Source organism: Mesorhizobium humile (assembly GCF_033977215.1).
Taxonomy (GTDB): domain Bacteria; phylum Pseudomonadota; class Alphaproteobacteria; order Rhizobiales; family Rhizobiaceae; genus Mesorhizobium; species Mesorhizobium humile.
Genome location: NZ_JAVIIV010000045.1, coordinates 1 through 19909 on the forward strand (window position 1 = coordinate 1; position 19909 = coordinate 19909).

Sequence of the window (19909 nt, forward strand, 5' to 3'; positions counted from 1 at the left end):
TCCGCTGGAGTTAATCACAGCCCAGTTTGGCACATTCGATGCCGCAAGGGGCCGTCCACCCATCATTCTAGCGCGGAGCAAGGAGCGAAGCGACGCGCGCAGACCCTAGAATGACGACCGCAAAGGCAGACGCCCATCCGCCACCACTCGCCTAATCCAAATCGAACCGCGCAATAACCGGCACATGGTCGGACGGCTTCTCCCAGCCGCGCGCCGCCTGCAGGATCTCGTAGCCGGCGAAATTCGGCACCAGGTTGGCGGACGACCAGACATGGTCGAGGCGGCGGCCGCGGTTGGATGCCTCCCAGTCCTTCGCGCGATAGCTCCACCAGGTGTAGAGTTTCTGTTCTGCAGGCACGTTGAGCCGCATCAGGTCGACCCAGCCGCCGGCCTCGCGCATCGCCTCGAAATTTGTCGTCTCGACCGGCGTATGGCTGACGACGTTGAGCAACTGCTTGTGCGACCAGACGTCATGCTCCTGCGGCGCGATGTTCAGGTCGCCGACCAGGATCGACGCAGATAGCTCGTCCTGGCTCGCCGGCATGCCGTTCATCTCATGGACGAAATCGAGCTTGTGCCGGAATTTGCGGTTGATCTCCGGATCCGGCTCGTCGCCGCCGGCCGGCACGTAGAAATTGTGCACCAGCACCGACTTGCCGCCCGCCTGGACCCTGACAGACAGATGCCGGCTGTCGTCGATCTCGCAGAACCGCCGCTTCTCCACCAGCTCGATCGGCCGGCGGGCGACGGTGGCGACGCCGTGATAACCCTTCTGGCCGTGGAACAGGATGTGCTCGTAGCCCGCCTTGCGGAAGGCTTTTTCCGGGAACAGCTCGTCGGGAACCTTGGTCTCCTGCAGGCACAGCACATCGGGCGCGTGCTCCTTCAGGAGCCGCTCGACGATCGGCATGCGCAGGCGCACGGAGTTGATGTTCCAGGTGGCGATGGTGAAGGGCATGCGGCGAGGTCCGGGACGGCTGAGCTCGCCGCACTAGTGCCAGTGAGCGCGGACGAAGACAAGCCGAAGCATGTCGCAAGCCTTCGAGATTGGCCAAAGCCTTCTCAACTTCGTCATTCCAGGGCGGAGCAAGGAGCGAAGCGACGCGCGCAGACCCTGGAATCCATGCCGTGACGTACGAGCGCTGCAACGCTGCAGGCCTCGGAAACTGAAGCTGGCACAGGATGATGTTCTTCTGCGCCGTATCGTTCTTCTTCAAGCGGAACGGCATGGATCCTAGGGTCTCCGCTCCGCTTCGCGTCGCTTCACCCTAGGATGACGAAAGCTACTGATCGGCCGGCCAAGTTGGCAATCTACCGCGTTCTGGTGTTGAGCTCGCGGTTCGCCGTATAGTCGATCGCGAAAGTGTCGGCGGGGAAGTTGCCGCCCTCCTTGACGTTGAAGATCATCACGGTCGTGTCTTTCCCTTGGGCGTCCGTGATCGTCCACTGGCGCAGTTCGTAGGTCTTCGGATCGAACATCATGGTGATCGTCGCATTACCGAACACCGACTTGTCGGAAAGCTTGATGGTGGTGAGGTCGTCCTCTTGCTTGACGGCCTTGACGCGCCCGCCGGAGAGGTCGATCCGGTCGTCGAGGAGCAGCTTCAGCGGCGTCTTCGATAGCGGGTAGAGGTCGGAGGTGTTGAGCTTCTTGTTGAGGATCACCACCGACTTGCCGTCGGAGATGACGCGGAAGTTCGAGGAGCCGTCATAGTTGAAGCGGATCTTGCCGGGGCGTTCGAGGAAGAACTTGCCGCCGGTCTGCTCGCCTTTCGGGCCGAACTGGACGAACTCGCCGCTCATCGACTTCACCGAGGAGAAATGGTCGGCGATCTTCTGCGCCGCCGGCGGCACGGCGGCCTGCGCCGCGGCCACGAGCTGGTAGCCCGGCACGAGGTTGAGAGCGGCGGCTCCGCCAAGCATCAAGCCGAAACCAAGCACCTGGCGACGGGTGAGGGCGAATTCTGTCGAGGTCTTCATGCCGGTCACTTCCTGTGATTCGTATGGTGGCAGTATCTGGGCTCCCAGTAGGGCTTAAGTTTGGCGGGCGCGCGACAGCTCCGTCGGACAAGTTCGGGCGATAGCCCATCGCAAAGGCGCGGGCGACAGCCCGTCGCTTGAACGCGCAAGATGATTTCCAGTTGCCTGCTGGCCCGGGCTGGCGTCTCCCCGGGCCAAGGGTTTGTCGAGATTCAGGTCAGGTCGGCCTCACCTGAATATCGATAAACCCTAGAATTTGTCCTCTTCGGTTGGCACCAAAATCTCGCGCTTGCCGGCATGGTTGGCCGGGCCGACAATACCTTCCTTCTCCATCTTCTCGATGATCGAGGCGGCGCGGTTGTAGCCGATGCCGAGCCTGCGCTGGATGTAGCTGGTCGAGGCCTTGCCGTCGCGCAGCACCACCGCCACCGCCTGGTCGTAGGGATCGTCGGAATCCTCGAAGTTGCCGCCGCCACCGCCGCCCGAGCCCTTGCCCGACGGGCCGTCGTCGTCCTCTTCCTCGTCGTCCTCGGTGATGGCGTCGAGATATTCCGGCACGCCCTGCAGCTTCAGATGGCCGACGACCTTCTCGACCTCGTCGTCCGAGACGAACGGGCCGTGCACGCGCTGGATGCGGCCGCCGCCGGCCATGTAGAGCATGTCGCCCATGCCGAGCAGCTGCTCGGCGCCCTGCTCGCCAAGGATGGTGCGGCTGTCGATCTTCGATGTCACCTGGAACGAGATGCGGGTCGGGAAATTGGCCTTGATCGTGCCGGTGATGACGTCGACGGACGGGCGCTGCGTGGCCATGATAACATGGATGCCGGCCGCGCGGGCCATCTGCGCCAGGCGCTGCACCGCGCCCTCGATGTCCTTGCCGGCCACCATCATCAGGTCGGCCATCTCGTCGATGATGACCACGATATAGGGCATCGGCTCGAGATCGAGGTCCTCGGTCTCGTAGATCGCCTCGCCGGTCTGGCGGTCGAAGCCGGTCTGCACCGTGCGCGAGATCTTCTCGCCCTTTTTCTCCGCTTGGCTGACGCGCGCGTTGAAGCCGTCGATGTTGCGCACGCCGACCTTGGACATCTTGCGGTAGCGGTCCTCCATCTCGCGCACGGTCCATTTCAGCGCGACGACCGCCTTCTTCGGATCGGTGACGACCGGCGTCAGGAGATGCGGGATGCCGTCATAGACGGAAAGTTCCAGCATCTTCGGGTCGATCATGATCAGCCGGCATTCCTGCGGCGTCAGCCGGTAGAGCAACGACAGGATCATGGTGTTGATGGCGACCGACTTGCCCGAGCCGGTGGTGCCGGCGACGAGCACGTGCGGCATCTTGGCGATGTCGACGATGACGGCCTCGCCGTTGATGGTCTTGCCGAGCGCCAGCGCCAGCTTGGCCTTGGTCGTCTCGAAATCGCGGCTGGCCATGATCTCTCTGAGATAGACCGTCTCGCGCTTGGCGTTGGGCAGTTCTATGCCGATGGCGTTGCGGCCGGGCACGACGGCGACGCGGCAGGCGATCGCGCTCATCGAGCGGGCGATATCGTCGGAAAGGCCGATGACGCGCGAGGACTTGATGCCGGGCGCCGGCTCGAGCTCGTAGAGGGTGACGACGGGGCCGGGGCGGACATGGATGATCTCGCCCTTGACGCCGAAATCCTCCAGCACGCCTTCGAGCAGGCGCGCGTTCTGCTCCAGCGCGTCCTTCGACAGGCTTGGATCCTTGGCGACGTTCCTCGGCTCGGATAGGAAATGCAGCGATGGCATCTCGAACGTGTCGGAACCGATCAGCGATGTCTGCGCCTCGCGCTGGACGCGGGCGCCCGGCACGGGTCGCGCCGCCGGCGCCGCGACCCGGGTCGCGGCATCGGAGCGGAAATTCTGCACCTTGGCGCCCGGCGCGCGGCGCTGGGCAGGCGCCTCGTCATCGAAGTTGTCGAGGTCGACGTCCTCGTCCTCGTCGAATATGTCCTGATCGGCCGGGTCGACCGAAGCGCTGCGGTCATTGACCATGGCGGCGAAGAATTCCGGCTCGACGCGAGCGCGGCCGCCGGGGCTCATCCGGGCCTCGGCGAACTCGGCCGATTCGACCCGCTCGGCGGCGCGCCGCCAGGCGCTGGCCTTGGGCTCCATCGGCGGTTCGAACTCGTCGCGCTCCCGCCTGCGGCGCTCGGCGCGGCGGTGCAGGAAGGCCCGGAACGACAGCCACCAATGGGTGACGGCGCCAAGCGCGAGGATGCCCTCGTCGCCCTCGTCCTCATCCTCGTCGAACAACATCTCGTCCTGCTCGCGCCGATCGGGCTGGGCGGCGCGCTCCATGACGGCAAAGCCGTTCTTGCGCGCGATCAGCGCCGAGCCATAGGCAAACAGCCACAACATCGGCGCGGCGAGGATGACCGCTATGATGCTGGCGAAAAGCCCTTTCGGATAACCGCCGACCGCGATGCCCGGGATTTTCAGCACCATGTCGCCGAACACGCCGCCGAGCCCGGTCGGCAGCGGCCAGGTGTTGGGCGGCGTCACGCAGCCGGCGATGGCCGCGGCCGTGAGCGCGAAGCCGAACCAGGCGAAGCCGCGCTTCGGCAATTTGTCGACGCCGCGCGCCGAGAACAGAAGGAAGCCCCAGATCACCGCCGGCACCAGCCCGGCGACGGCGGCGAGGCCGAAGAACTGCATGGCGAGGTCGGAGAACACTGCGCCGGCGTAGCCCATGGCGTTGGTGACGACGTTGCTGGTGGCGTGCGAGAAGCTCGGGTCGGCGACGTTCCATGTGGCCAGAGCCGCTATGCCGAAGGCGGTGAACAGGAACAGCCCGGCGCCGACCAGCCGCCCGACCTGACGCCGCGCGAATGCCTGGATGCCGTGCCCCGTATCGGTCAGCGCGAGCGGTGCTGAGGCGCCTGAACGCATGCTCTTCCCCGTGTTCGTTGCCTGGCCGGGCGCATGGCGCACCTCGGCAGATTCGAACGCCAGACTATCGGGGGGAAGGTTAAGGCCGCATTAACCATGGCCCTTTACCGGGCTTCGGCTCGCACAAAGGTGGCAGGCCGCGCGGCCCGCCACCTCTGTGCATCAAATGACGAAACGATCGGGCCTTCCAGACCCGGCCTTCCGCAAATCACTTGTGGCCGGCATATGCCATCAGGTTGGCGCAGAATTCGGCGTGAGGCTTGCTCATTGCCGCGTCCTGGCACTCCTTCATCATCGTGTCCTGCTTGTCCTTCGCCGTCGAAGCCCAGGCGGCCTTGAACTCGGCCTCGGGCTTCATGGTCTTCATGCTGGAATCGGTGAAGAACGGAGCCATATTGTCCGGCTCATCGAGAGCACCGGCAAGTGCAACGCCGCTGATCATCGAAAGAGCCATTGCTCCCAGGAAGATGTTCTTGAGGTTCATCAGATGGTTCCTTCCCTCTTGTTTGGCGAGCGCCTTGATGACGCCCACAATCCCATTACGGAATCTGGAGGGCCGATGTTTCACTCAGGCTCGATCAAGTGAATGTGATCGAAACTTCTCCTGACCGGCGCCGAACAAAAAAGGAGGCCCGGAAGGGTGTTCCGGGCCTCAAGGCGTGAGCCCCTTTCGAGAGCGTCACGACGGGATCTTGGGAGGAATTCGGGCCGGCGGGAGGAGGATCCGCCGGCCCTTGGCAAAGGGTAGCCTTACGGCACCACTTCGCCGTGCTGGGTGACGTCGAGGCCTTCGACCTCTTCCTGGGTCGACGGACGCAGGCCGACCAGGGCCTTGACGATGTAGAGGATCACGAAGGTGGCGATCGCCGTCCACAGGATGGTGAAGGCGATGCCGTAGAGTTGCTTGCCGACCGAAGCGTCCTTGCCGAGCGCGTTGATGGCCGGATCGGCCAGCGCGCCGGTGAGCAGCGCGCCGACGATACCGCCGATGCCATGCACGCCGAAGGCGTCGAGCGAGTCGTCATAGCCGAGCGCATGCTTGAGCTTGACCGCCGACAGGTAGCAGATGACGCCGGCAAGGATGCCGACGATGAAGGCGCCGGTCGGGTTGACGAAGCCGGAAGCAGGCGTCACCGCGACGAGGCCGGCGACGGCGCCCGAGATGATGCCAAGCACCGAAGGCTTCTTGGCGACGATCCATTCGGCGAACATCCAGGCCAGCGCCGCGGCGGCGGTGGCGACCTGGGTGTTCATCATCGCGGCACCGGCGAGGCCGTCGGCCGCCAGTTCCGAACCGGCGTTGAAGCCGAACCAGCCGACCCAGAGCAGCGAGGCGCCGATCACCGAATAGACGAGGTTGTGCGGCGCCATGTTGGTGGTGCCGTAGCCCTCGCGCTTGCCGAGCACCAGCGCGCAGACCAGGCCCGCGACGCCGGCGTTGATGTGGACGACCGTGCCGCCGGCGAAGTCGAGCACGCCAGCTGTGCCGAGGAAGCCGCCGCCCCACACCCAGTGCGCGATCGGGGCGTAGACGAAGACCAGCCACAGGCCCATGAAGAGCAGCAGCGCCGAGAATTTCATGCGCTCGGCGAAAGCGCCGGCGATCAGCGCAGGCGTGATGATGGCAAAGGTCATCTGGAACATCGAGAAGACGAATTCTGGAATGTTCGAGACCCCCGGCAGCCACAGCGTCGAGACGGTGATGCCGTGGTGGAAGAACCGCGAGAAGCCGCCGATATAGGCGTTCATGGTGGCGGAGTCATTGGTGGTGAAGGCCAGCGAATAGCCGAACATGAACCACAGCACCGTCACCAGGCAGGTGACGGCGAAGCTCTGCATGATGGTGGCAAGCACGTTCTTCTTGCGCACCATGCCGCCGTAGAACAGCGCCAGGCCGGGGATGGTCATCATCAGCACCAGCGCCGTCGAGGTGAGCATCCAGGCGGTATTGCCGGTGTCGAGCGCGGGTGCCGGCGCGGCGGGCGCCGCGGCGGTGGCTGCCGGGGCGGCGGCCTGCGCGAAGGCGGCGACGGTGCTCAGCGCCACGAGCGCGAGCGAAGCGGCCCCGCGTCCCGTCGTCTTCAAGGTGGAAGGAATATTCATTGAACTCTCCGTTGGAATGGGTGTTCGCCGCTTAGAGCGCGTCGGTGTCTGTTTCGCCGGTACGGATACGCACCGCCTGGTCTATGCCGAAGACGAAGATCTTGCCGTCGCCGATCTGGCCGGTCTTGGCAGCCGCGGTGATGGCTTCGACGGCCTTGTCGACCATGTCGGCGCCGACCGCGACCTCGATCTTGATTTTCGGCAGGAAGCTGACCGCGTATTCCGCGCCGCGATAGATTTCCGTATGTCCCTTCTGACGCCCGTAGCCTTTGACTTCGGTGACGGTCAGGCCCTGGATGCCGACGGCGGTGAGCGCTTCGCGCACCTCGTCGAGCTTGAACGGCTTGATGATTGCCATCACGATTTTCATAAGGTTTCACCCTTTGCTGTTGCGGTCCCCCGCGTTTGCACACCTTCACCGATCCCGAGGAGAGCCGGAGAGTGCCCGACAGGATTCAAGCTCCGTGCCAATTGCCGAAGCAGGGTGTTAACCTGTTGTAAACAAAGGGAACCGGTGACCCGCGCACAGTATTTGTGCGCGCGCGCATCGGGCTGCCAGATCAAAAAATAGGCAAAATCTGGAAAATGCCTATTTAGTAGGCTTGAACAGAAACCGGCTCAGCGTTTGAGTCGGATCAGGCCTTCCTGGGCGACCGAAGCGATAAGCGTTCCATCGCGCGCGAACAGCGAGCCGCGGGTGAAGCCGCGCGACCCTTGCGTCGACGGACTGTCCTGATTGTAGAGGATCCAGTCGTCCAGCGAATGGCTGCGGTGGAACCACATGGCGTGGTCGAGGCTGGCGGCCTGGATGTCGCGGTCGAAGATGGCGCGGCCATGCGCGAAGGTCGAGGTGTCGAGCAGCGTCATGTCGGAGAGGTAGGCGAGCACGGCCGCCTGCGTCGCGCGGTTTTCCGGCACCGGGCCAGTGGTGCGGATCCAGATGTTCTGCTGCGGATCGAGCTTTTCGCGGCTCGTGTAGTGCTTCAGCATCACCGGCTTCATCTCGATCGGCCGGTCGCGCTCCCAGTAGCGCCTGATGCCTTCCGGCACCGCCTCGCCGAATTTGCCGAGCAGTTCGGGCTGGGTGAGCAGCGTGTCCGGCTCCGGCACGTCGCGCGGCATCGGCATCTGGTGCTCCAGCCCGACCTCGTCCTGCTGGAACGAGGCCTCCAGCGAGAAGATCGCCTGGCCATGCTGGATCGCCACGACCCGGCGCGTGGTGAAGGAGCCGCCGTCGCGGATGCGGTCGACCTCGTAGACGATCGGCAGCTTGGTGTCGCCGGGCCGCATGAAATAGCCGTGCAGCGAATGCACGTGGCGCTCGGGCTCCACGGTGCGCTGCGCGGCGACCAGCGCCTGGGCGATGGTCTGGCCGCCGAAGACGCGCTGCCAGTCGACCTTGGGGCTGCGACCACGATACAGATTGTGTTCGAGTTGCTCGAGGTCGAGAATGTCGAGAAGCTCGTCCATGGCCGCTGTCATGTTTGAAATCCTTCGAGGATGTGCCATGGCCGGTTTCGGACAGGACGTGCGGGCAGTCAAGGCCGCAAGCGGCGGCCGGCCGAAGCCGTGAAAGGATGATGCCATGGTCGACCGCAAGCCGGACGCAACAGGCGCCGATGGAAAGCGCGAGGCGCCGCTCGACGTGCTCATCGCCGGCGCCGGCTATGTCGGCCTCACCGCGGCCGTGTCGCTGAAGCAGGCACGGCCGGGCCTCGCCGTCGCCGTCGTCGACGCGGCGCCAGCCGGCGTCTGGCGGCGTGACGGCCGCGCCTCGGCCATCGCGGCCGCCGCCAGCCGGATGCTGGAGCAGCTCGGCGTCTGGGAGGAGATCGCGCCGGAAGCGCAGGCGATCACCGAGATGATCATCACCGACTCGCGCGCCGCCGATCCGGTGCGTCCGGTGTTCCTGACCTTCGACGGCGAGGTGGCGCCCGGCGAGCCTTTCGCCCACATGGTCGCCAACCGAGACTTGAACGGCGCGCTGCGCCGCCGCGCCGAAAAGCTCGGCATCGATCTCATCGAAGGCATGGCGGTCAGCGCCTTCGATGTGAACGGCGCCGGCATCACCGTGCACCTGGCGGACGGCGCGACGCTGAAGGCGCGGCTGCTGATCGCCGCCGACGGTGTCAACTCGAAACTGCGCGACATGGCCGGCATCAAGACGGTCAAATGGGAATACGGCCAGTCCGGCATCGTCTGCACGGTGGCGCATGAGCGTCCGCACAATGGCCGCGCCGAAGAGCATTTCCTCCCCGCGGGTCCTTTCGCGACGCTGCCGCTGAAGCCGGACAAGGATGGAACCAACCGCTCGTCGATCGTCTGGGTGGAGCGCACGGAAGATGCCAAGGCGCTGGTCGCGGGCGACGAGTTCGTTTTCGAGCACGATCTGGAGCAGCGCTTCGGCCTGAAGCTCGGCGAAATAAGCGTCGCCGACAAGCCGCGCGCCTGGCCGCTCGGCCTGACGCTGGCCCGCGCCTTCGTCGCGCCGCGCTTCGCGCTCGCCGGCGACGCCGCGCACGGCATCCACCCGATCGCCGGCCAGGGCCTCAATCTTGGTTTCAAGGATGTCGCCGCGCTCGCCGAAGTCGTGGTCGAGGCCGACCGGCTCGGCCAGGACATCGGCGCGCTCGACGTGCTCGAACGCTACCAGCAATGGCGCCGCTTCGACACGCTGCAGATGGGCGTCACCACCGACGTCTTGAACCGGCTGTTCTCCAACGACATCGGCCCGCTGCGCGCCGCGCGCGACCTCGGCCTCGGCCTGGTCGAGCGCATGCCAAGGCTCAAGGATTTCTTCATCCGCCAGGCCTCGGGCCTGTCCGGCGACACGCCAAGGCTGCTGAAGGGCGAGGCGATCTAGCGCCCGATTGGCCGCAGCGCCTGTCCAGTCGTCATTCTATGGCGGAGCAAGGAGCGAAGCGACGCGGCGCAGACCATAGAATCCATTCCGTTACCTATAAGCGCTGCGACGATGCAGAATTTCTGCTCCGCCGCACCCCACGTTCGAAGTCACGGCATGGATTCTCGGGTCAAGCCCGAGAATGACGAGGCGATAGGCCGTTTCGGTCAACCACCAAGGCATATGATCCGCTAACGAGCGCCCTTAATTAACCTCGAACCCCAGCTTCTGCCGCAACCTCAGCATCCGCTGGTCGGCGATCTTCAAGCTCTGCCCGCCGCCTTGCGCAACCCGGTTCAGCATCCTGAGCAGGTCGTCGCGCTCATGCGGATCGAGGCGTTCGCGCAGGAACGGCGCCAGCTTGTCGATAACGATCGTCGTGTCGTCGACCTGCGCGGCCGCCCATTTGGCGTAAACGACAGCCTCATCGGTCTTCTTTGGGCCTTCCGCGATCTGCGCGATCACCTCGCGGATGACGGCCTCGCGCTGCGGCAGGATCGGACCGTGCTCCGCGACGATCGCGGTGATCAGCGTCGCCGCCGCCACCACCGGATCGTCGATCGCGGTCAGCGGCGAGAGCGCGGCCTGGTTGCGCAATTTCTTGCGGCGGATGTTGCCCTGGACGCGACCGACGACATCGGCGACCTCGCGCGCGGCGTCGCTCATATATTTCAGCCGGTACCACCAGATGGCGGCCGCTCCGAGCAGGCCGAGAATGGCGATCAGGAAAGGCATGCCGAATTCCCCCGAAATCGCGGCGACGATAAGAGAAGCGCGGCCCCGCTTCAACACGCAACGGTTGCGACTGATGAAGAAAAGCTGAACATCCCGCCGCAACCGCCTAAGGCATGTCGCGCAAAAGTGACCTCGGTTTTGCGATGACGACATGCATCAAACAAACACCTAAAGCGCGTTGTGTGAATCCGTTTTCACGCGACGCGCTTTAGGCCGGCATCACGAACCCGGTATGTCATAGATAGCCCGCACCTCGACCGTCCCGAGCTCGGCCAGCGGGATGCCCTCGGCGATCTTCAGCGCTTCGGCAAGGTCCGTCGCCTCGACCATGACGAAGCCGAGCAGTTGCTCCTTGGTCTCGGCGAACGGCCCGTCGGTCACCAGCGCCTTGCCCTTGCGCCGCCGGAGCGATTTCGATGTCTTCACCGACTGCAGCGCCTGCGCGATGACCAGCTTGCCTTGCCGGTCGAGCTCCCTGTCATAGCCGAGCGAGTCGGCATCGAGCTTGGCCGCGCGCTCAGGCGTCAGCGCATAAAGGTTCTTCTCCTCGCCATAGACCAGCAAGACATATTTCATTTCGAGCTTCCTTTCATTGACGCGTCATAGGGGGCGAAGGCGACGGTGTCGGTTTTGCCGGCCGTCGCCGCATGATCGAGCAGGCATGCCGCGACGCCGATGATGGCGATGGCCGCCGCCAGCCGGCCGAAGCCGAGTGCCGGCGGATCCAGCCAGAACTCTTCAAGTCGCATGGCTTTTCGCCCCGGCCTTCCCCAGATCGCAAGAAACAGATTGTCCATCCTTAATCTCCATCGGCCGCAAGTGGCCGCCCGCAGGACGGTCGGGCCGACGGGAAGTCGACATTTTTGCACGCGCATTTTTCTCGCGAGTTTTCTGAAACACAATCATACCAGGCCGTGGATGGTCTTCCGCCGCGCCCGCGCTATAGTTCCCGGGAACGTCGGCGCCCGCCGGCGAGAACCCCGACAGACCAGGAGGAAATTCCATGGACCGCACCGCAAACGCCGTCTGGAAAGGCAATCTGAAAGAGGGCAAAGGCACGCTCGACACCCAGAGCGGCACCTTGAAGGGCACGCCCTATTCGTTCAAGGCGCGTTTCGAGGGCGAGAGCGGCAAATCCGGCACCAACCCGGAAGAGCTGATCGCCGCAGCCCATGCCGGCTGCTACGCCATGCAGCTGTCGCACTTCCTGGCCGAGAACGGCACGCCGGCCGCCGAGCTCGACGCCAAGGCCGTGGTGACGCTGGTGCCCGGCACCGGCATCACCGGCAGCGCCATCACTTTGGTCGGCAAGGTGCCCGGCATCGACGCGGCGAAATTCAAGGAACTGGCCGAGAAGGCCAAGGCCGAATGCCCGGTCTCGAAAGCGCTCGGCGCCATCAAGGTATCGTTGGACGCCAGGTTGGGGTGACTTGCGTTTCATTTTGAGGGGCAGAGTTCCTTCGCCCCCCTCTCTGCCCTGCCGGGCATCTCCCCCTCAAGGGGGGAGATTGGATGTCACGCCAGCTTTCGCCAATCTCCAACGCCGTAAGCGGAATGCCGGCGCCGAAGCTGCCAATCTCCCCCCTTGAGGGGAGATGTCCGGCAGGACAGAGAGGGGGGCCTCGCGCCAGCGTCTCCGGGGGCTTACAGCCCCAGCGCCTCGATCCTCGCCTTCAGCGCCGCGACCTCGTCCTCCAGCACCCTGACCCTCGCCTCAAGATCGCTATCCGAAGACGTCGCCGCCGACTGCCACGGTGCGACTGCCACCGCCGCCGCCTCGACCGGCCCGCTCAGCAAATGCACGTAGCGCTCCTCGCGCTGACCCGGCGCGCGTTCGAGCAGCTGGATCAGCGGCGGGCGGCGGCCGATCATCAGGTCGAGATTGTCGCGAAGCTCCTCGATGGAGGCAAAGCGCGCCATGCGCTCCGAGCGGGCAAGCAATTCATGCGCGGTCTGCGCGCCGCGCAGCAGCAAGAGGCCGATCACCGCGATCTGCGGCGTGGTCAGCGAAAAACGCTGTGCCATCTGGTGCTCGTAGCGCTCGACCCGCGAGGCGAAGGCCTGGCGCACCAGGCCCTTCTGCTCGAGCGTGCTCAGCGCCCGCCTGATCTCGGTCAATTCCAGCGCCATCACCGGCTCGCGCGCGGTCTTCTGGTTGGCGGCCTGATGCGCGCCGTTCAGCGTCAGCGGATAGACGTCCGGCGTCAGCTCCTTCTTCTCGATCAGCGAGCCCAGCACGCGCGCTTCGACAGGAGAGAGGATGGGGAGATCGGTCATGAGAGTTGCCTATCCTTTTGAAGTCGGCGGGACAGCGCCCCCCTCTGTCCTGCCGGACATCTCCCCCTCTTGGGGGGAGATCAGCAGCTTCGCCGACGGCACCTCATCCTTCAAGCCTGCAGATTGGCGAAAGCCGCGATGACAGCCAATCTCCCCCCAAGCGGGGGAGATGGCCGGCAGGCCAGAGGGGGCGCGAAGGATAGCTGCGTTCAAGGTTATCGCGAGCGAACAGCCTTCGCCTCAGACCCTTCTCTCCACCATCATCTTCTTGATCTCGGCGATCGCCTTGGCGGGATTGAGGCCCTTGGGACAAGTCTGCGCGCAGTTCATGATGGTGTGGCAGCGATAGAGCCGGAACGGATCTTCGAGGTTGTCGAGCCGCTCGCCGGTCGCCTCGTCGCGGCTGTCGATCAGCCAGCGATAGGCCTGCAGCAGGGTGGCCGGGCCGAGATAACGATCGCCGTTCCACCAGTAGCTCGGGCAGGATGTCGAGCAGCAGGCGCACAGGATGCACTCGTAGAGCCCGTCGAGCTTCTCGCGGTCCTCATGGCTCTGCAGCCATTCCTTGGCCGGCGTCGGCGAGACCGTCTTCAGCCAGGGTTCGATCGAGGCATGCTGGGCGTAGAAATTGGTGAGGTCCGGTACGAGATCCTTGATCACCGGCATATGCGGCAGCGGATAGACCTTCACCGCGCCGGAAATGTCCTCCACGCCCTTGGTGCAGGCCAGCGTGTTCGAGCCGTCGATATTCATGGCGCAGGAGCCGCAGATGCCTTCGCGACAGGAGCGGCGCAGCGTCAGCGTCGGATCGATCTTGTTCTTGATCCATAAGAGCGCGTCGAGAACCATCGGCCCGCAATCGTCCATGTCGACGAAATAGGTGTCCATGCGCGGGTTTTCGTCATCGTCCGGCGACCAGCGGTAGATGCGGTATTCGCGCAGGTTCGTCGCGCCCTCCGGCTTCGGCCAGGTCTTGCCCTGCTCGACCTTCGAATTCCTGGGAAGTGTCAGTTCGACCATTACCTGCGGTCCTTTCGGATGACGAGCTTCAGCCCGGACCAGATTTCGTTCACGGCGGCGACCTTGACGTCGACCAGGTCGCGCTTCAGCGCCTCTGACCGGATCACGTCCTCGGTGACGTCGGTCGGCACTTTCGAGGCCTTCTTCGGCCAGGAGACCCAGACCATGCCGTCGCGCTTGATCGCCGTCTCGATGCCGGCAAGGCCGTCCTCGATCTCGGCGCGCTGCCGGGTGAAGGCGTGCACGGCATCGTATTTCTGGCGACCCGAGAGCGCCGCCCATTTGGACAGCCGATCTACTCCGGCAAAGGAGACGGCTTCAGCCAGTCCATCGAGCTCCGGCGGCAGCGCGATGAAGGCGGCCACCATGCCGTCCTTCAGGCCGAGCTTGGCCGGAAGGGGCGTGCCGGAATATCCGGTGGCCGCGAGCGCCATGATCAGTACACCCTGGCCTTCGGCGCGATTTTGGCCGGGTTGATGCCGCCGTCCTTTTCCGCCAACAGCAGTTCTGTGTGCACCGGCCGGTAGGTGAGCGTCACCTTGCCGTCTTCGCTCAGATGGGCCAGCGTATGCTTGCGCCAATTGGCGTCGTCGCGGGCGGAGAAATCCTCGCGCGCATGCGCCCCGCGGCTCTCCTTGCGGGCCTCGGCGCCGTAGACCGTGGTGATGGCGTTGGCCATCAGGTTTTCCAGCTCCAGCGTCTCGACCAGGTCGGAATTCCAGATCATCGAGCGGTCGGTGACCTTGATGTCCTTCAGCTCGCCCCAGATCTGCGAAACGCGCTTGCAGCCGTTCTCCAGCGATTCCTGCGTGCGGAACACCGCGGCGTCTTCCTGCATCGCCTTCTGCATCTTCTCCCGCAGCACGGCCGTCGGCGTCGGGCCGTTGGCGTGCCGCAGCCGGTCGAAACGGTCCATGATCTTCTCGACCGAAGCTTCGTTGGGCGCGGGGATCGCCGACTTGCGGTCGATAACCTGGCCGGCGCGGATCGCCGCCGCGCGGCCGAACACGACGAGGTCGATCAGCGAGTTGGAGCCCAGCCGGTTGGCGCCATGCACCGAGGCGCAGGCGGCCTCGCCGACCGCCATCAGGCCGGGTGACACGCGATCGGGATTTTCGGCCGTTGGGTTGAGCACCTCGCCCCAGTAATTGGTCGGCACGCCGCCCATATTGTAGTGCACCGTCGGCAGCACCGGGATCGGCTCCTTGGTGAGGTCGACGCCGGCGAAGATCTTGGCCGATTCCGAAATGCCCGGCAGCCGCTCATGCAGCACGGCCGGATCGAGATGGTCGAGGTGCAGGAAGATATGGTCCTTCTTCGGACCGACACCGCGCCCCTCGCGTATCTCCATGGTCATGCAGCGCGACACTACATCGCGCGAGGCAAGGTCCTTTGCCGACGGCGCGTAGCGCTCCATGAAGCGCTCGCCCTCGGAGTTGACGAGATAGCCGCCTTCGCCGCGCGCACCCTCGGTGATCAGGCAGCCGGCGCCGTAGATGCCGGTCGGATGGAACTGCACGAACTCCATGTCCTGCAGCGGCAGGCCAGCGCGTGCGGCCATGCCGCCGCCGTCGCCGGTGCAGGTATGCGCCGAGGTGGCGGAGAAATAGGCGCGGCCATAGCCGCCGGTCGCCAGCACCACCATCTTGGCCGAAAAACGATGGATGGTGCCGTCGTCGAGGTTCCAGGCGACGACGCCGGTGCAGGTGCCGTCCGGTTCCATGATCAGATCGAGCGCGAAATACTCGATGAAGAACTGCGCATTGTTCTTCAGCGACTGGCCGTAGAGCGTGTGCAGCATGGCATGACCGGTGCGGTCGGCGGCCGCGCATGTGCGCTGCACCGGCGGGCCTTCGCCGAAATTCATCATCATGCCGCCGAAGGGCCGCTGGTAGATCTTGCCCTCTTCGGTGCGCGAGAACGGCACGCCGTAATGCTCGAGCTCGTAGACCGCCGCGGGCGCCTCGCGCACCATGTATTCCTGCGCGTCGATATCGCCCAGCCAGTCCGATCCCTTGACGGTGTCGAAGAGGTGCCACTGCCAGTTGTCCGGGCCCATATTGGCGAGCGAGGCCGCGATCCCGCCTTGCGCCGCGACCGTGTGCGAGCGCGTCGGGAACACCTTGGTGATGCAGGCGGTGCGCAATCCCTGCTCGGCCATGCCGAGCGTGGCGCGCAGGCCGGCGCCGCCGGCGCCGACGATCACGACGTCGAATTTGTGGTCGACAAAAGTGTAGGCGGAAGCCGTCTTGCTTGTATCCTTGGCCAAGGCCTTCAGCCTCCGAATGCGAGTTTGAGCAGGGCAAACAGCGAAGCGACGCCGACTGCAACGCAGAAAAAGGTGTTGAGGGCGATCAGCGCCAGCTTCGTGCCTTCGCCATGCACATAGTCCTCGATGATGACCTGCATGCCGAGCCGCATGTGGTAGAGGCCGGAAATCAGCACCAGCGCCAGCACCAGCGCCACGAAGGGATTGGCGAGCGACGCCCGCACTTCCGTGTAGCCATGGCCGTTGACCGCGATCAGGAAGCCGACGAAGAACAACAGCAGCGGGATGTTGGCGATCGCCGTCAGCCGCTGGCGCCAGAAATGCTGCGTGCCTTCGCGTGCCGAGCCCAGGCCGCGCACCTTGCCGAGCGGCGTGCGCATATCGTTGTTGTTCGCGCTCATCAGAAAGCTCCCCGCGCCATGTAGCCGGCGATCCAGATCAGCAGCGTCAGCACGATCGAGCCGGCGAGCGTCGCCCAGGCGATCTTCGAGGCCGTGTGTTTTTCCAATCCCGCGCCGGTGTCCCAGACGAGGTGGCGCAGCCCGCCCAGCATGTGGTGCATCAGCGCCCAGGTGTAACCGAACAGAACCAGCCGGCCGAGCCAGGAACCGAAGGCCCAGTTGACCTCGTCGAAGGCGGCCTGCGAGCTCGAAGCGGCGATCAGCCACGCCGCCACCAGCAGCGTCCCGAAATAGAGCGCGCCGCCGGTGATGCGATGGATGATCGACATCGTCATCGTGATCGGCGGCCGGTAGATCGTCAGATGCGGCGAGAGCGGTCGTTCACGTCTGGCAATTGCGCGGGTGGCTGGTGATTTGCTCATGGCTCCCCCAGTTCGGCATCCTGGAGCCGCGATGCGGCGTTTGCCGCCCTCACATATGGCTTCGGACAGCCGGTTTCTAATGCTCTTTTTGCACCGCGTCAAAGCCGGAAAATCGTTTTGGAAACATCATTTAGTCTGACAAACTGGCCGTCGCGCGCTTCAATCGATTAGCGGCTGTTTCGAAGCCGGCGCAACGTTCGCTGCAGTGCAGCAATCAGATGACCACGAGATGCCCGAGTGCATCGAGATTCGGGTCAGGCCGGCCTCACCGAACTTCGTCGCAGCTCAGCGTTTGCAGGTCTGCGGCGTCGACCCTCTTTTCATCACCAGCGCCTCGCGCCCGTCGATCACGATTGCGTCATGCGTCGCGGCTTCCTGGTAGCGGCTGCTCTGGTTGGCGGGCGAAGCGGCGAACTCCTCGGTCGAGCCATCGGGCCGCATGACGCGTAATGCGCTGCCCACATTCTGGATGGTGATCATGCCGCCATTGCCGCATCTGTAGGTGGCCGTGCCGATGCCGGACCGCGGCGCGGTAAGGTCGGTGACGATCTTGGTTGGCGGTGCGGCAGGCGGCGCGGGCGTCTTGGCCGTAGCAGATCCTGGGGCCGCCGCGGAGGTCGGGGGCGCTGTGGGTACCGCCGCGGCGGGCGTGGCGGACTGCTGGATCGGCGCAGGCGAAGCCGCAGGCGGCGGCGCGGCATTCGCCGCCTTCGGCGCACCGTCCTGCGGCACGCAGGCCGCGGCCGCGAGAAGCAGCGGGATGGCGATCGATACCCCAACCGTGTGGCCAAAGTTCATAAGCTGCCCTTTCGTGCGCGGCACGCTACAGCAATTCCAGGAAAAGTGTGAGCGGTTGGGCTCGGCGCCTTCGCCGTAGCCTCCGTCCGGAATCGCGTCGAAACAAAGAGATAGGCGGTTGCCGTTTCCGTGAAGTGGTGGACCGCTGTAGCCACGCGGCGCCACGAGATCAAGTTGACCCGGAGTCAGCGCAGCTCCCGACCGGCCCGTTTCCTGGGAAGCCGGTCCGCTCAAAATTAACCATGTTCCTTAAGAACCGGCGCCGAAAGCCGCCCGCCTCTTAACAAAGGTTAAGAAAGGGTTAATTTCCGATTCGAACCATATTCCAGGCGCGATCGCGCCGATCAAGGGAGAGCGACATGCGTTCGAATTCCGTGCGGGCAAGCCTTGCCGCCGCTGCGCTGGCGGGGCTGGTGACGGCGATCGCCGCGCCGGCCGAAGCCGGCCTGCGCCATCACGACCGCGTCTATGCCGATTCCTTCGGCAATCTCGTCATCGACAGCGCCGCCGGCTACAAGCGCATCATCGTCGGCGAGGGCAGGCTTGCGAAAAAGCTTTCCGAATTCACCAGCGCCGGCCAGCCGGATGTCGTCTATGACGATGCGGACGAGCCCGGCTCGCCCGGCTGCTACCAGCCGCCGGTGCTGGTGAAGGGCCGCTCCTATATGTATGGGCTTTCCGACGGCGAGATGCCTAATCTCAGCCCTTGCCGTTGAAGATCGTCGGCGCCTGGCGCCGCCGCAGCGCGCCTGACACGCGAACGCAGTCGCGCCCGGCATTCTTGGCGTCGTAGAGCGCTGCGTCGGCGCGCCGCAAAAGATCGGCGAAACCCTCATCGGCGGCAAGCTCGGCCACGCCGAAGCTCGCGCTGCAGCGGTGCTCGGCGGGCAGGCCATCGATCGGCAGGGCGCCGAACGCGTTGCGCGCGCCTTCGGCAAACAGCCGCGCCGCGGCGAGATTGGTGCCCGGCAGGATGATGGCGAACTCCTCGCCGCCGATGCGGCCGGCGACATGGTGTTCGGCCGCGGCTTCGCGCAGGAAACCGGCGAAGCTCTCGATCACGCGGTCGCCGCAGGCATGGCCGTAGCTGTCGTTGATGCTCTTGAAATAATCGAGATCGGCGATCACCAGCGCCACCGGCACGCCGCGCCGGACGGCATCCCGCATGGCAAGGTCGGCATGGCGTTCGAAGCCGCCGCGGTTGTAGAGCCGCGACAAGGTGTCGGTTTCCGATTTCGAGGTCGCCTCGTTGAGCGCGTCGCGCACCAGCACGGCCAAGGCAAGCAGCGCCAGCGCCAACCCGAACACGGTGCCGAGCGATTGCGAGACCAGCGCGTAGCTGGTCTGCACATAGGCCTGCGGGTTGGCGCCCCAGCCGCCCAGTGCGCCGGCGATGAGCGGCTTGGAAGCGAACTGCACTGCGCTGGCGCCAAGCACCAGCGCAAGCAGATGGTCGAGCCGCGCGAGCCTTTGCCTCGAGGACAACACGATGCCGAGCGCGGTGAACTGCATGACGGCGTAGGGAAGCTGGTAGGCCATCATGCGCGTCAGCGAGTGGCGCGGCAGGTCCTGCACCAGATAGACGGCGACGGAGGCGACGACGAGGAAGCACAGCATCGGCGACCAGGGCGGCCTCACACCATATTTGTGGGCGATCCCGCCGTTGAAGGCGACGGTTGCGCCGAGGAACACGGCAAAGGCGGCAACGACCGGCAGCCGCGCGTCCGCGAAGGCGGGGATACTGAATTCGATGGCGAAATAGGCCATGCCGAGCAGGTAGCTGAAGGCAAGCCAGCGCGCCGACACGCGCCCGGTGCCATAGACGGCAACCGCCATGAATGCCGCCGCCAGCAGCCCGGCGACGACGAGGTTGATCATCAGTATGAAGTCGGCGCTGCCCATATGTTCCTTCGTCGGATGGTCCGGACAGAAAAGCATCGACGGGCGAAAAACACGTTAACGCTAACTGTGGCAGAGACCGCAGACCTCCGTGATTAGCCGGAAACGCCCGTTGTTTCGTCATGTATGGACGGCCCCTCTTGGGCAAGAGGCAAAATAGCGGCGACGGCTTAAGTCTGGAGCGGTC

21 protein-coding genes are annotated in these 19909 nt (G+C 64.9%); 3 read left to right on the forward strand and 18 right to left on the reverse strand.

What is annotated here, in order from left to right:
* Nucleotides 1–151 precede the first annotated feature (151 nt).
* The 7 genes from xth to tesB form a co-directional block, all read right to left on the reverse strand.
* Entirely contained in the window at nucleotides 152–958 is an 807-nt protein-coding gene (xth, locus tag RFM52_RS32120; protein WP_320298872.1) for an exodeoxyribonuclease III, read from the reverse strand.
* Nucleotides 959–1311: 353 nt separating this feature from the next.
* Nucleotides 1312–1980, reverse strand: a complete 669-nt coding sequence (locus tag RFM52_RS32125; protein ID WP_320298873.1) for an outer membrane lipoprotein carrier protein LolA — start codon at nucleotides 1978–1980, stop codon at nucleotides 1312–1314.
* 249 nt (nucleotides 1981–2229) lie between these two features.
* Nucleotides 2230–4896: a DNA translocase FtsK gene (locus RFM52_RS32130; protein WP_320298874.1), complete on the reverse strand. Its 2667-nt coding sequence runs from the start codon at nucleotides 4894–4896 to the stop codon at nucleotides 2230–2232.
* A 208-nt stretch (nucleotides 4897–5104) separates the two neighbouring features.
* Nucleotides 5105–5380, reverse strand: coding sequence for a hypothetical protein (locus RFM52_RS32135; protein ID WP_320298875.1), 276 nt, complete (start codon nucleotides 5378–5380; stop codon nucleotides 5105–5107).
* 266 nt (nucleotides 5381–5646) lie between these two features.
* Nucleotides 5647–6981 carry an ammonium transporter gene (locus RFM52_RS32140; RefSeq protein ID WP_320298891.1) on the reverse strand — a complete coding sequence of 445 codons (1335 nt, stop codon included), beginning with the start codon at nucleotides 6979–6981 and terminating at the stop codon, nucleotides 5647–5649.
* Between the two features lie 49 nt (nucleotides 6982–7030).
* Nucleotides 7031–7369: a P-II family nitrogen regulator gene (locus RFM52_RS32145; RefSeq protein ID WP_006327120.1), complete on the reverse strand. Its 339-nt coding sequence runs from the start codon at nucleotides 7367–7369 to the stop codon at nucleotides 7031–7033.
* A 248-nt stretch (nucleotides 7370–7617) separates the two neighbouring features.
* Nucleotides 7618–8481 carry an acyl-CoA thioesterase II gene (gene tesB / locus RFM52_RS32150; protein ID WP_320298876.1) on the reverse strand — a complete coding sequence of 288 codons (864 nt, stop codon included), beginning with the start codon at nucleotides 8479–8481 and terminating at the stop codon, nucleotides 7618–7620.
* A 103-nt stretch (nucleotides 8482–8584) separates the two neighbouring features.
* Between tesB and RFM52_RS32155 the strand changes: the two genes are divergently transcribed.
* Nucleotides 8585–9862, forward strand: a complete 1278-nt coding sequence (locus RFM52_RS32155; protein WP_320298877.1) for a ubiquinone biosynthesis hydroxylase — start codon at nucleotides 8585–8587, stop codon at nucleotides 9860–9862.
* Nucleotides 9863–10105: 243 nt separating this feature from the next.
* On the opposite strand, the gene RFM52_RS32160 is transcribed toward RFM52_RS32155, so the two are convergent.
* From RFM52_RS32160 to RFM52_RS32170, 3 genes are all read right to left on the reverse strand, one after another.
* Entirely contained in the window at nucleotides 10106–10636 is a 531-nt protein-coding gene (locus RFM52_RS32160) for a hypothetical protein (protein WP_320298878.1), read from the reverse strand.
* A gap of 219 nt (nucleotides 10637–10855) precedes the next feature.
* Nucleotides 10856–11212 carry a YciI family protein gene (locus RFM52_RS32165; RefSeq protein WP_320298879.1) on the reverse strand — a complete coding sequence of 119 codons (357 nt, stop codon included), beginning with the start codon at nucleotides 11210–11212 and terminating at the stop codon, nucleotides 10856–10858.
* Entirely contained in the window at nucleotides 11209–11433 is a 225-nt protein-coding gene (locus tag RFM52_RS32170) for a hypothetical protein (RefSeq protein ID WP_320298880.1), read from the reverse strand. Before RFM52_RS32170 ends, RFM52_RS32165 begins: the two co-directional genes overlap by 4 nt.
* Nucleotides 11434–11639: 206 nt before the next feature.
* On the opposite strand from RFM52_RS32170, the gene RFM52_RS32175 reads away from it, so the two are divergent.
* Nucleotides 11640–12065 carry an OsmC family protein gene (locus RFM52_RS32175; RefSeq protein WP_320298881.1) on the forward strand — a complete coding sequence of 142 codons (426 nt, stop codon included), beginning with the start codon at nucleotides 11640–11642 and terminating at the stop codon, nucleotides 12063–12065.
* 215 nt (nucleotides 12066–12280) lie between these two features.
* On the opposite strand, the gene RFM52_RS32180 is transcribed toward RFM52_RS32175, so the two are convergent.
* The 7 genes from RFM52_RS32180 to RFM52_RS32210 all read right to left on the reverse strand — a co-directional run bounded on the left by RFM52_RS32180 (nucleotide 12281) and on the right by RFM52_RS32210 (nucleotide 17823).
* Nucleotides 12281–12913 (reverse strand): YceH family protein, encoded by a 633-nt coding sequence (locus RFM52_RS32180; RefSeq protein WP_320298882.1) that lies wholly within the window; start codon nucleotides 12911–12913, stop codon nucleotides 12281–12283.
* Between the two features lie 240 nt (nucleotides 12914–13153).
* Nucleotides 13154–13933: a succinate dehydrogenase iron-sulfur subunit gene (locus RFM52_RS32185; RefSeq protein ID WP_320298883.1), complete on the reverse strand. Its 780-nt coding sequence runs from the start codon at nucleotides 13931–13933 to the stop codon at nucleotides 13154–13156.
* Nucleotides 13933–14367 (reverse strand): DUF3052 domain-containing protein, encoded by a 435-nt coding sequence (locus RFM52_RS32190; protein WP_320298884.1) that lies wholly within the window; start codon nucleotides 14365–14367, stop codon nucleotides 13933–13935. The genes RFM52_RS32185 and RFM52_RS32190 overlap by 1 nt, the downstream gene beginning before the upstream one ends.
* A gap of 2 nt (nucleotides 14368–14369) precedes the next feature.
* Nucleotides 14370–16202 (reverse strand): succinate dehydrogenase flavoprotein subunit, encoded by a 1833-nt coding sequence (gene sdhA / locus RFM52_RS32195; RefSeq protein ID WP_320298885.1) that lies wholly within the window; start codon nucleotides 16200–16202, stop codon nucleotides 14370–14372.
* A gap of 5 nt (nucleotides 16203–16207) precedes the next feature.
* The gene (gene sdhD / locus RFM52_RS32200) at nucleotides 16208–16603 is read right to left on the reverse strand and encodes a succinate dehydrogenase, hydrophobic membrane anchor protein (protein WP_320298886.1); all 396 of its coding nucleotides are present in this window, start codon (nucleotides 16601–16603) and stop codon (nucleotides 16208–16210) included.
* Nucleotides 16603–17025, reverse strand: a complete 423-nt coding sequence (gene sdhC / locus RFM52_RS32205) for a succinate dehydrogenase, cytochrome b556 subunit (RefSeq protein WP_320298887.1) — start codon at nucleotides 17023–17025, stop codon at nucleotides 16603–16605. Before sdhC ends, sdhD begins: the two co-directional genes overlap by 1 nt.
* Before the next feature lie 285 nt (nucleotides 17026–17310).
* Complete coding sequence (locus RFM52_RS32210) at nucleotides 17311–17823, reverse strand: hypothetical protein (RefSeq protein WP_320298888.1); 513 nt, start codon at nucleotides 17821–17823, stop codon at nucleotides 17311–17313.
* A 359-nt stretch (nucleotides 17824–18182) separates the two neighbouring features.
* Here RFM52_RS32210 and RFM52_RS32215 point away from each other — a divergent pair, with 359 nt between their 5' ends.
* Nucleotides 18183–18539: a hypothetical protein gene (locus RFM52_RS32215; RefSeq protein ID WP_320298889.1), complete on the forward strand. Its 357-nt coding sequence runs from the start codon at nucleotides 18183–18185 to the stop codon at nucleotides 18537–18539.
* Here the strand turns inward: RFM52_RS32215 and RFM52_RS32220 are convergent.
* Nucleotides 18523–19725, reverse strand: a complete 1203-nt coding sequence (locus RFM52_RS32220; protein ID WP_320298890.1) for a GGDEF domain-containing protein — start codon at nucleotides 19723–19725, stop codon at nucleotides 18523–18525. The genes RFM52_RS32215 and RFM52_RS32220 overlap by 17 nt on opposite strands.
* Nucleotides 19726–19909 lie beyond the last annotated feature (184 nt).

What these genes read in the sequence shown, in the direction of transcription:
- xth (WP_320298872.1), bottom strand. Translation starts at nt 958, where the DNA reads ATGCCCTTCACCATCGCCACCTGGAACATCAACTCCGTGCGCCTGCGC.
- RFM52_RS32125 (WP_320298873.1), bottom strand. Translation starts at nt 1,980, where the DNA reads ATGAAGACCTCGACAGAATTCGCCCTCACCCGTCGCCAGGTGCTTGGT.
- RFM52_RS32130 (WP_320298874.1), bottom strand. Translation starts at nt 4,896, where the DNA reads ATGCGTTCAGGCGCCTCAGCACCGCTCGCGCTGACCGATACGGGGCAC.
- RFM52_RS32135 (WP_320298875.1), bottom strand. Translation starts at nt 5,380, where the DNA reads ATGAACCTCAAGAACATCTTCCTGGGAGCAATGGCTCTTTCGATGATC.
- RFM52_RS32145 (WP_006327120.1), bottom strand. Translation starts at nt 7,369, where the DNA reads ATGAAAATCGTGATGGCAATCATCAAGCCGTTCAAGCTCGACGAGGTG.
- tesB (WP_320298876.1), bottom strand. Translation starts at nt 8,481, where the DNA reads ATGACAGCGGCCATGGACGAGCTTCTCGACATTCTCGACCTCGAGCAA.
- RFM52_RS32155 (WP_320298877.1), top strand. Translation starts at nt 8,585, where the DNA reads ATGGTCGACCGCAAGCCGGACGCAACAGGCGCCGATGGAAAGCGCGAG.
- RFM52_RS32160 (WP_320298878.1), bottom strand. Translation starts at nt 10,636, where the DNA reads ATGCCTTTCCTGATCGCCATTCTCGGCCTGCTCGGAGCGGCCGCCATC.
- RFM52_RS32165 (WP_320298879.1), bottom strand. Translation starts at nt 11,212, where the DNA reads ATGAAATATGTCTTGCTGGTCTATGGCGAGGAGAAGAACCTTTATGCG.
- RFM52_RS32170 (WP_320298880.1), bottom strand. Translation starts at nt 11,433, where the DNA reads ATGGACAATCTGTTTCTTGCGATCTGGGGAAGGCCGGGGCGAAAAGCC.
- RFM52_RS32175 (WP_320298881.1), top strand. Translation starts at nt 11,640, where the DNA reads ATGGACCGCACCGCAAACGCCGTCTGGAAAGGCAATCTGAAAGAGGGC.
- RFM52_RS32180 (WP_320298882.1), bottom strand. Translation starts at nt 12,913, where the DNA reads ATGACCGATCTCCCCATCCTCTCTCCTGTCGAAGCGCGCGTGCTGGGC.
- RFM52_RS32185 (WP_320298883.1), bottom strand. Translation starts at nt 13,933, where the DNA reads ATGGTCGAACTGACACTTCCCAGGAATTCGAAGGTCGAGCAGGGCAAG.
- RFM52_RS32190 (WP_320298884.1), bottom strand. Translation starts at nt 14,367, where the DNA reads ATGGCGCTCGCGGCCACCGGATATTCCGGCACGCCCCTTCCGGCCAAG.
- sdhD (WP_320298886.1), bottom strand. Translation starts at nt 16,603, where the DNA reads ATGAGCGCGAACAACAACGATATGCGCACGCCGCTCGGCAAGGTGCGC.
- sdhC (WP_320298887.1), bottom strand. Translation starts at nt 17,025, where the DNA reads ATGAGCAAATCACCAGCCACCCGCGCAATTGCCAGACGTGAACGACCG.
- RFM52_RS32210 (WP_320298888.1), bottom strand. Translation starts at nt 17,823, where the DNA reads ATGAACTTTGGCCACACGGTTGGGGTATCGATCGCCATCCCGCTGCTT.
- RFM52_RS32215 (WP_320298889.1), top strand. Translation starts at nt 18,183, where the DNA reads ATGCGTTCGAATTCCGTGCGGGCAAGCCTTGCCGCCGCTGCGCTGGCG.
- RFM52_RS32220 (WP_320298890.1), bottom strand. Translation starts at nt 19,725, where the DNA reads ATGGGCAGCGCCGACTTCATACTGATGATCAACCTCGTCGTCGCCGGG.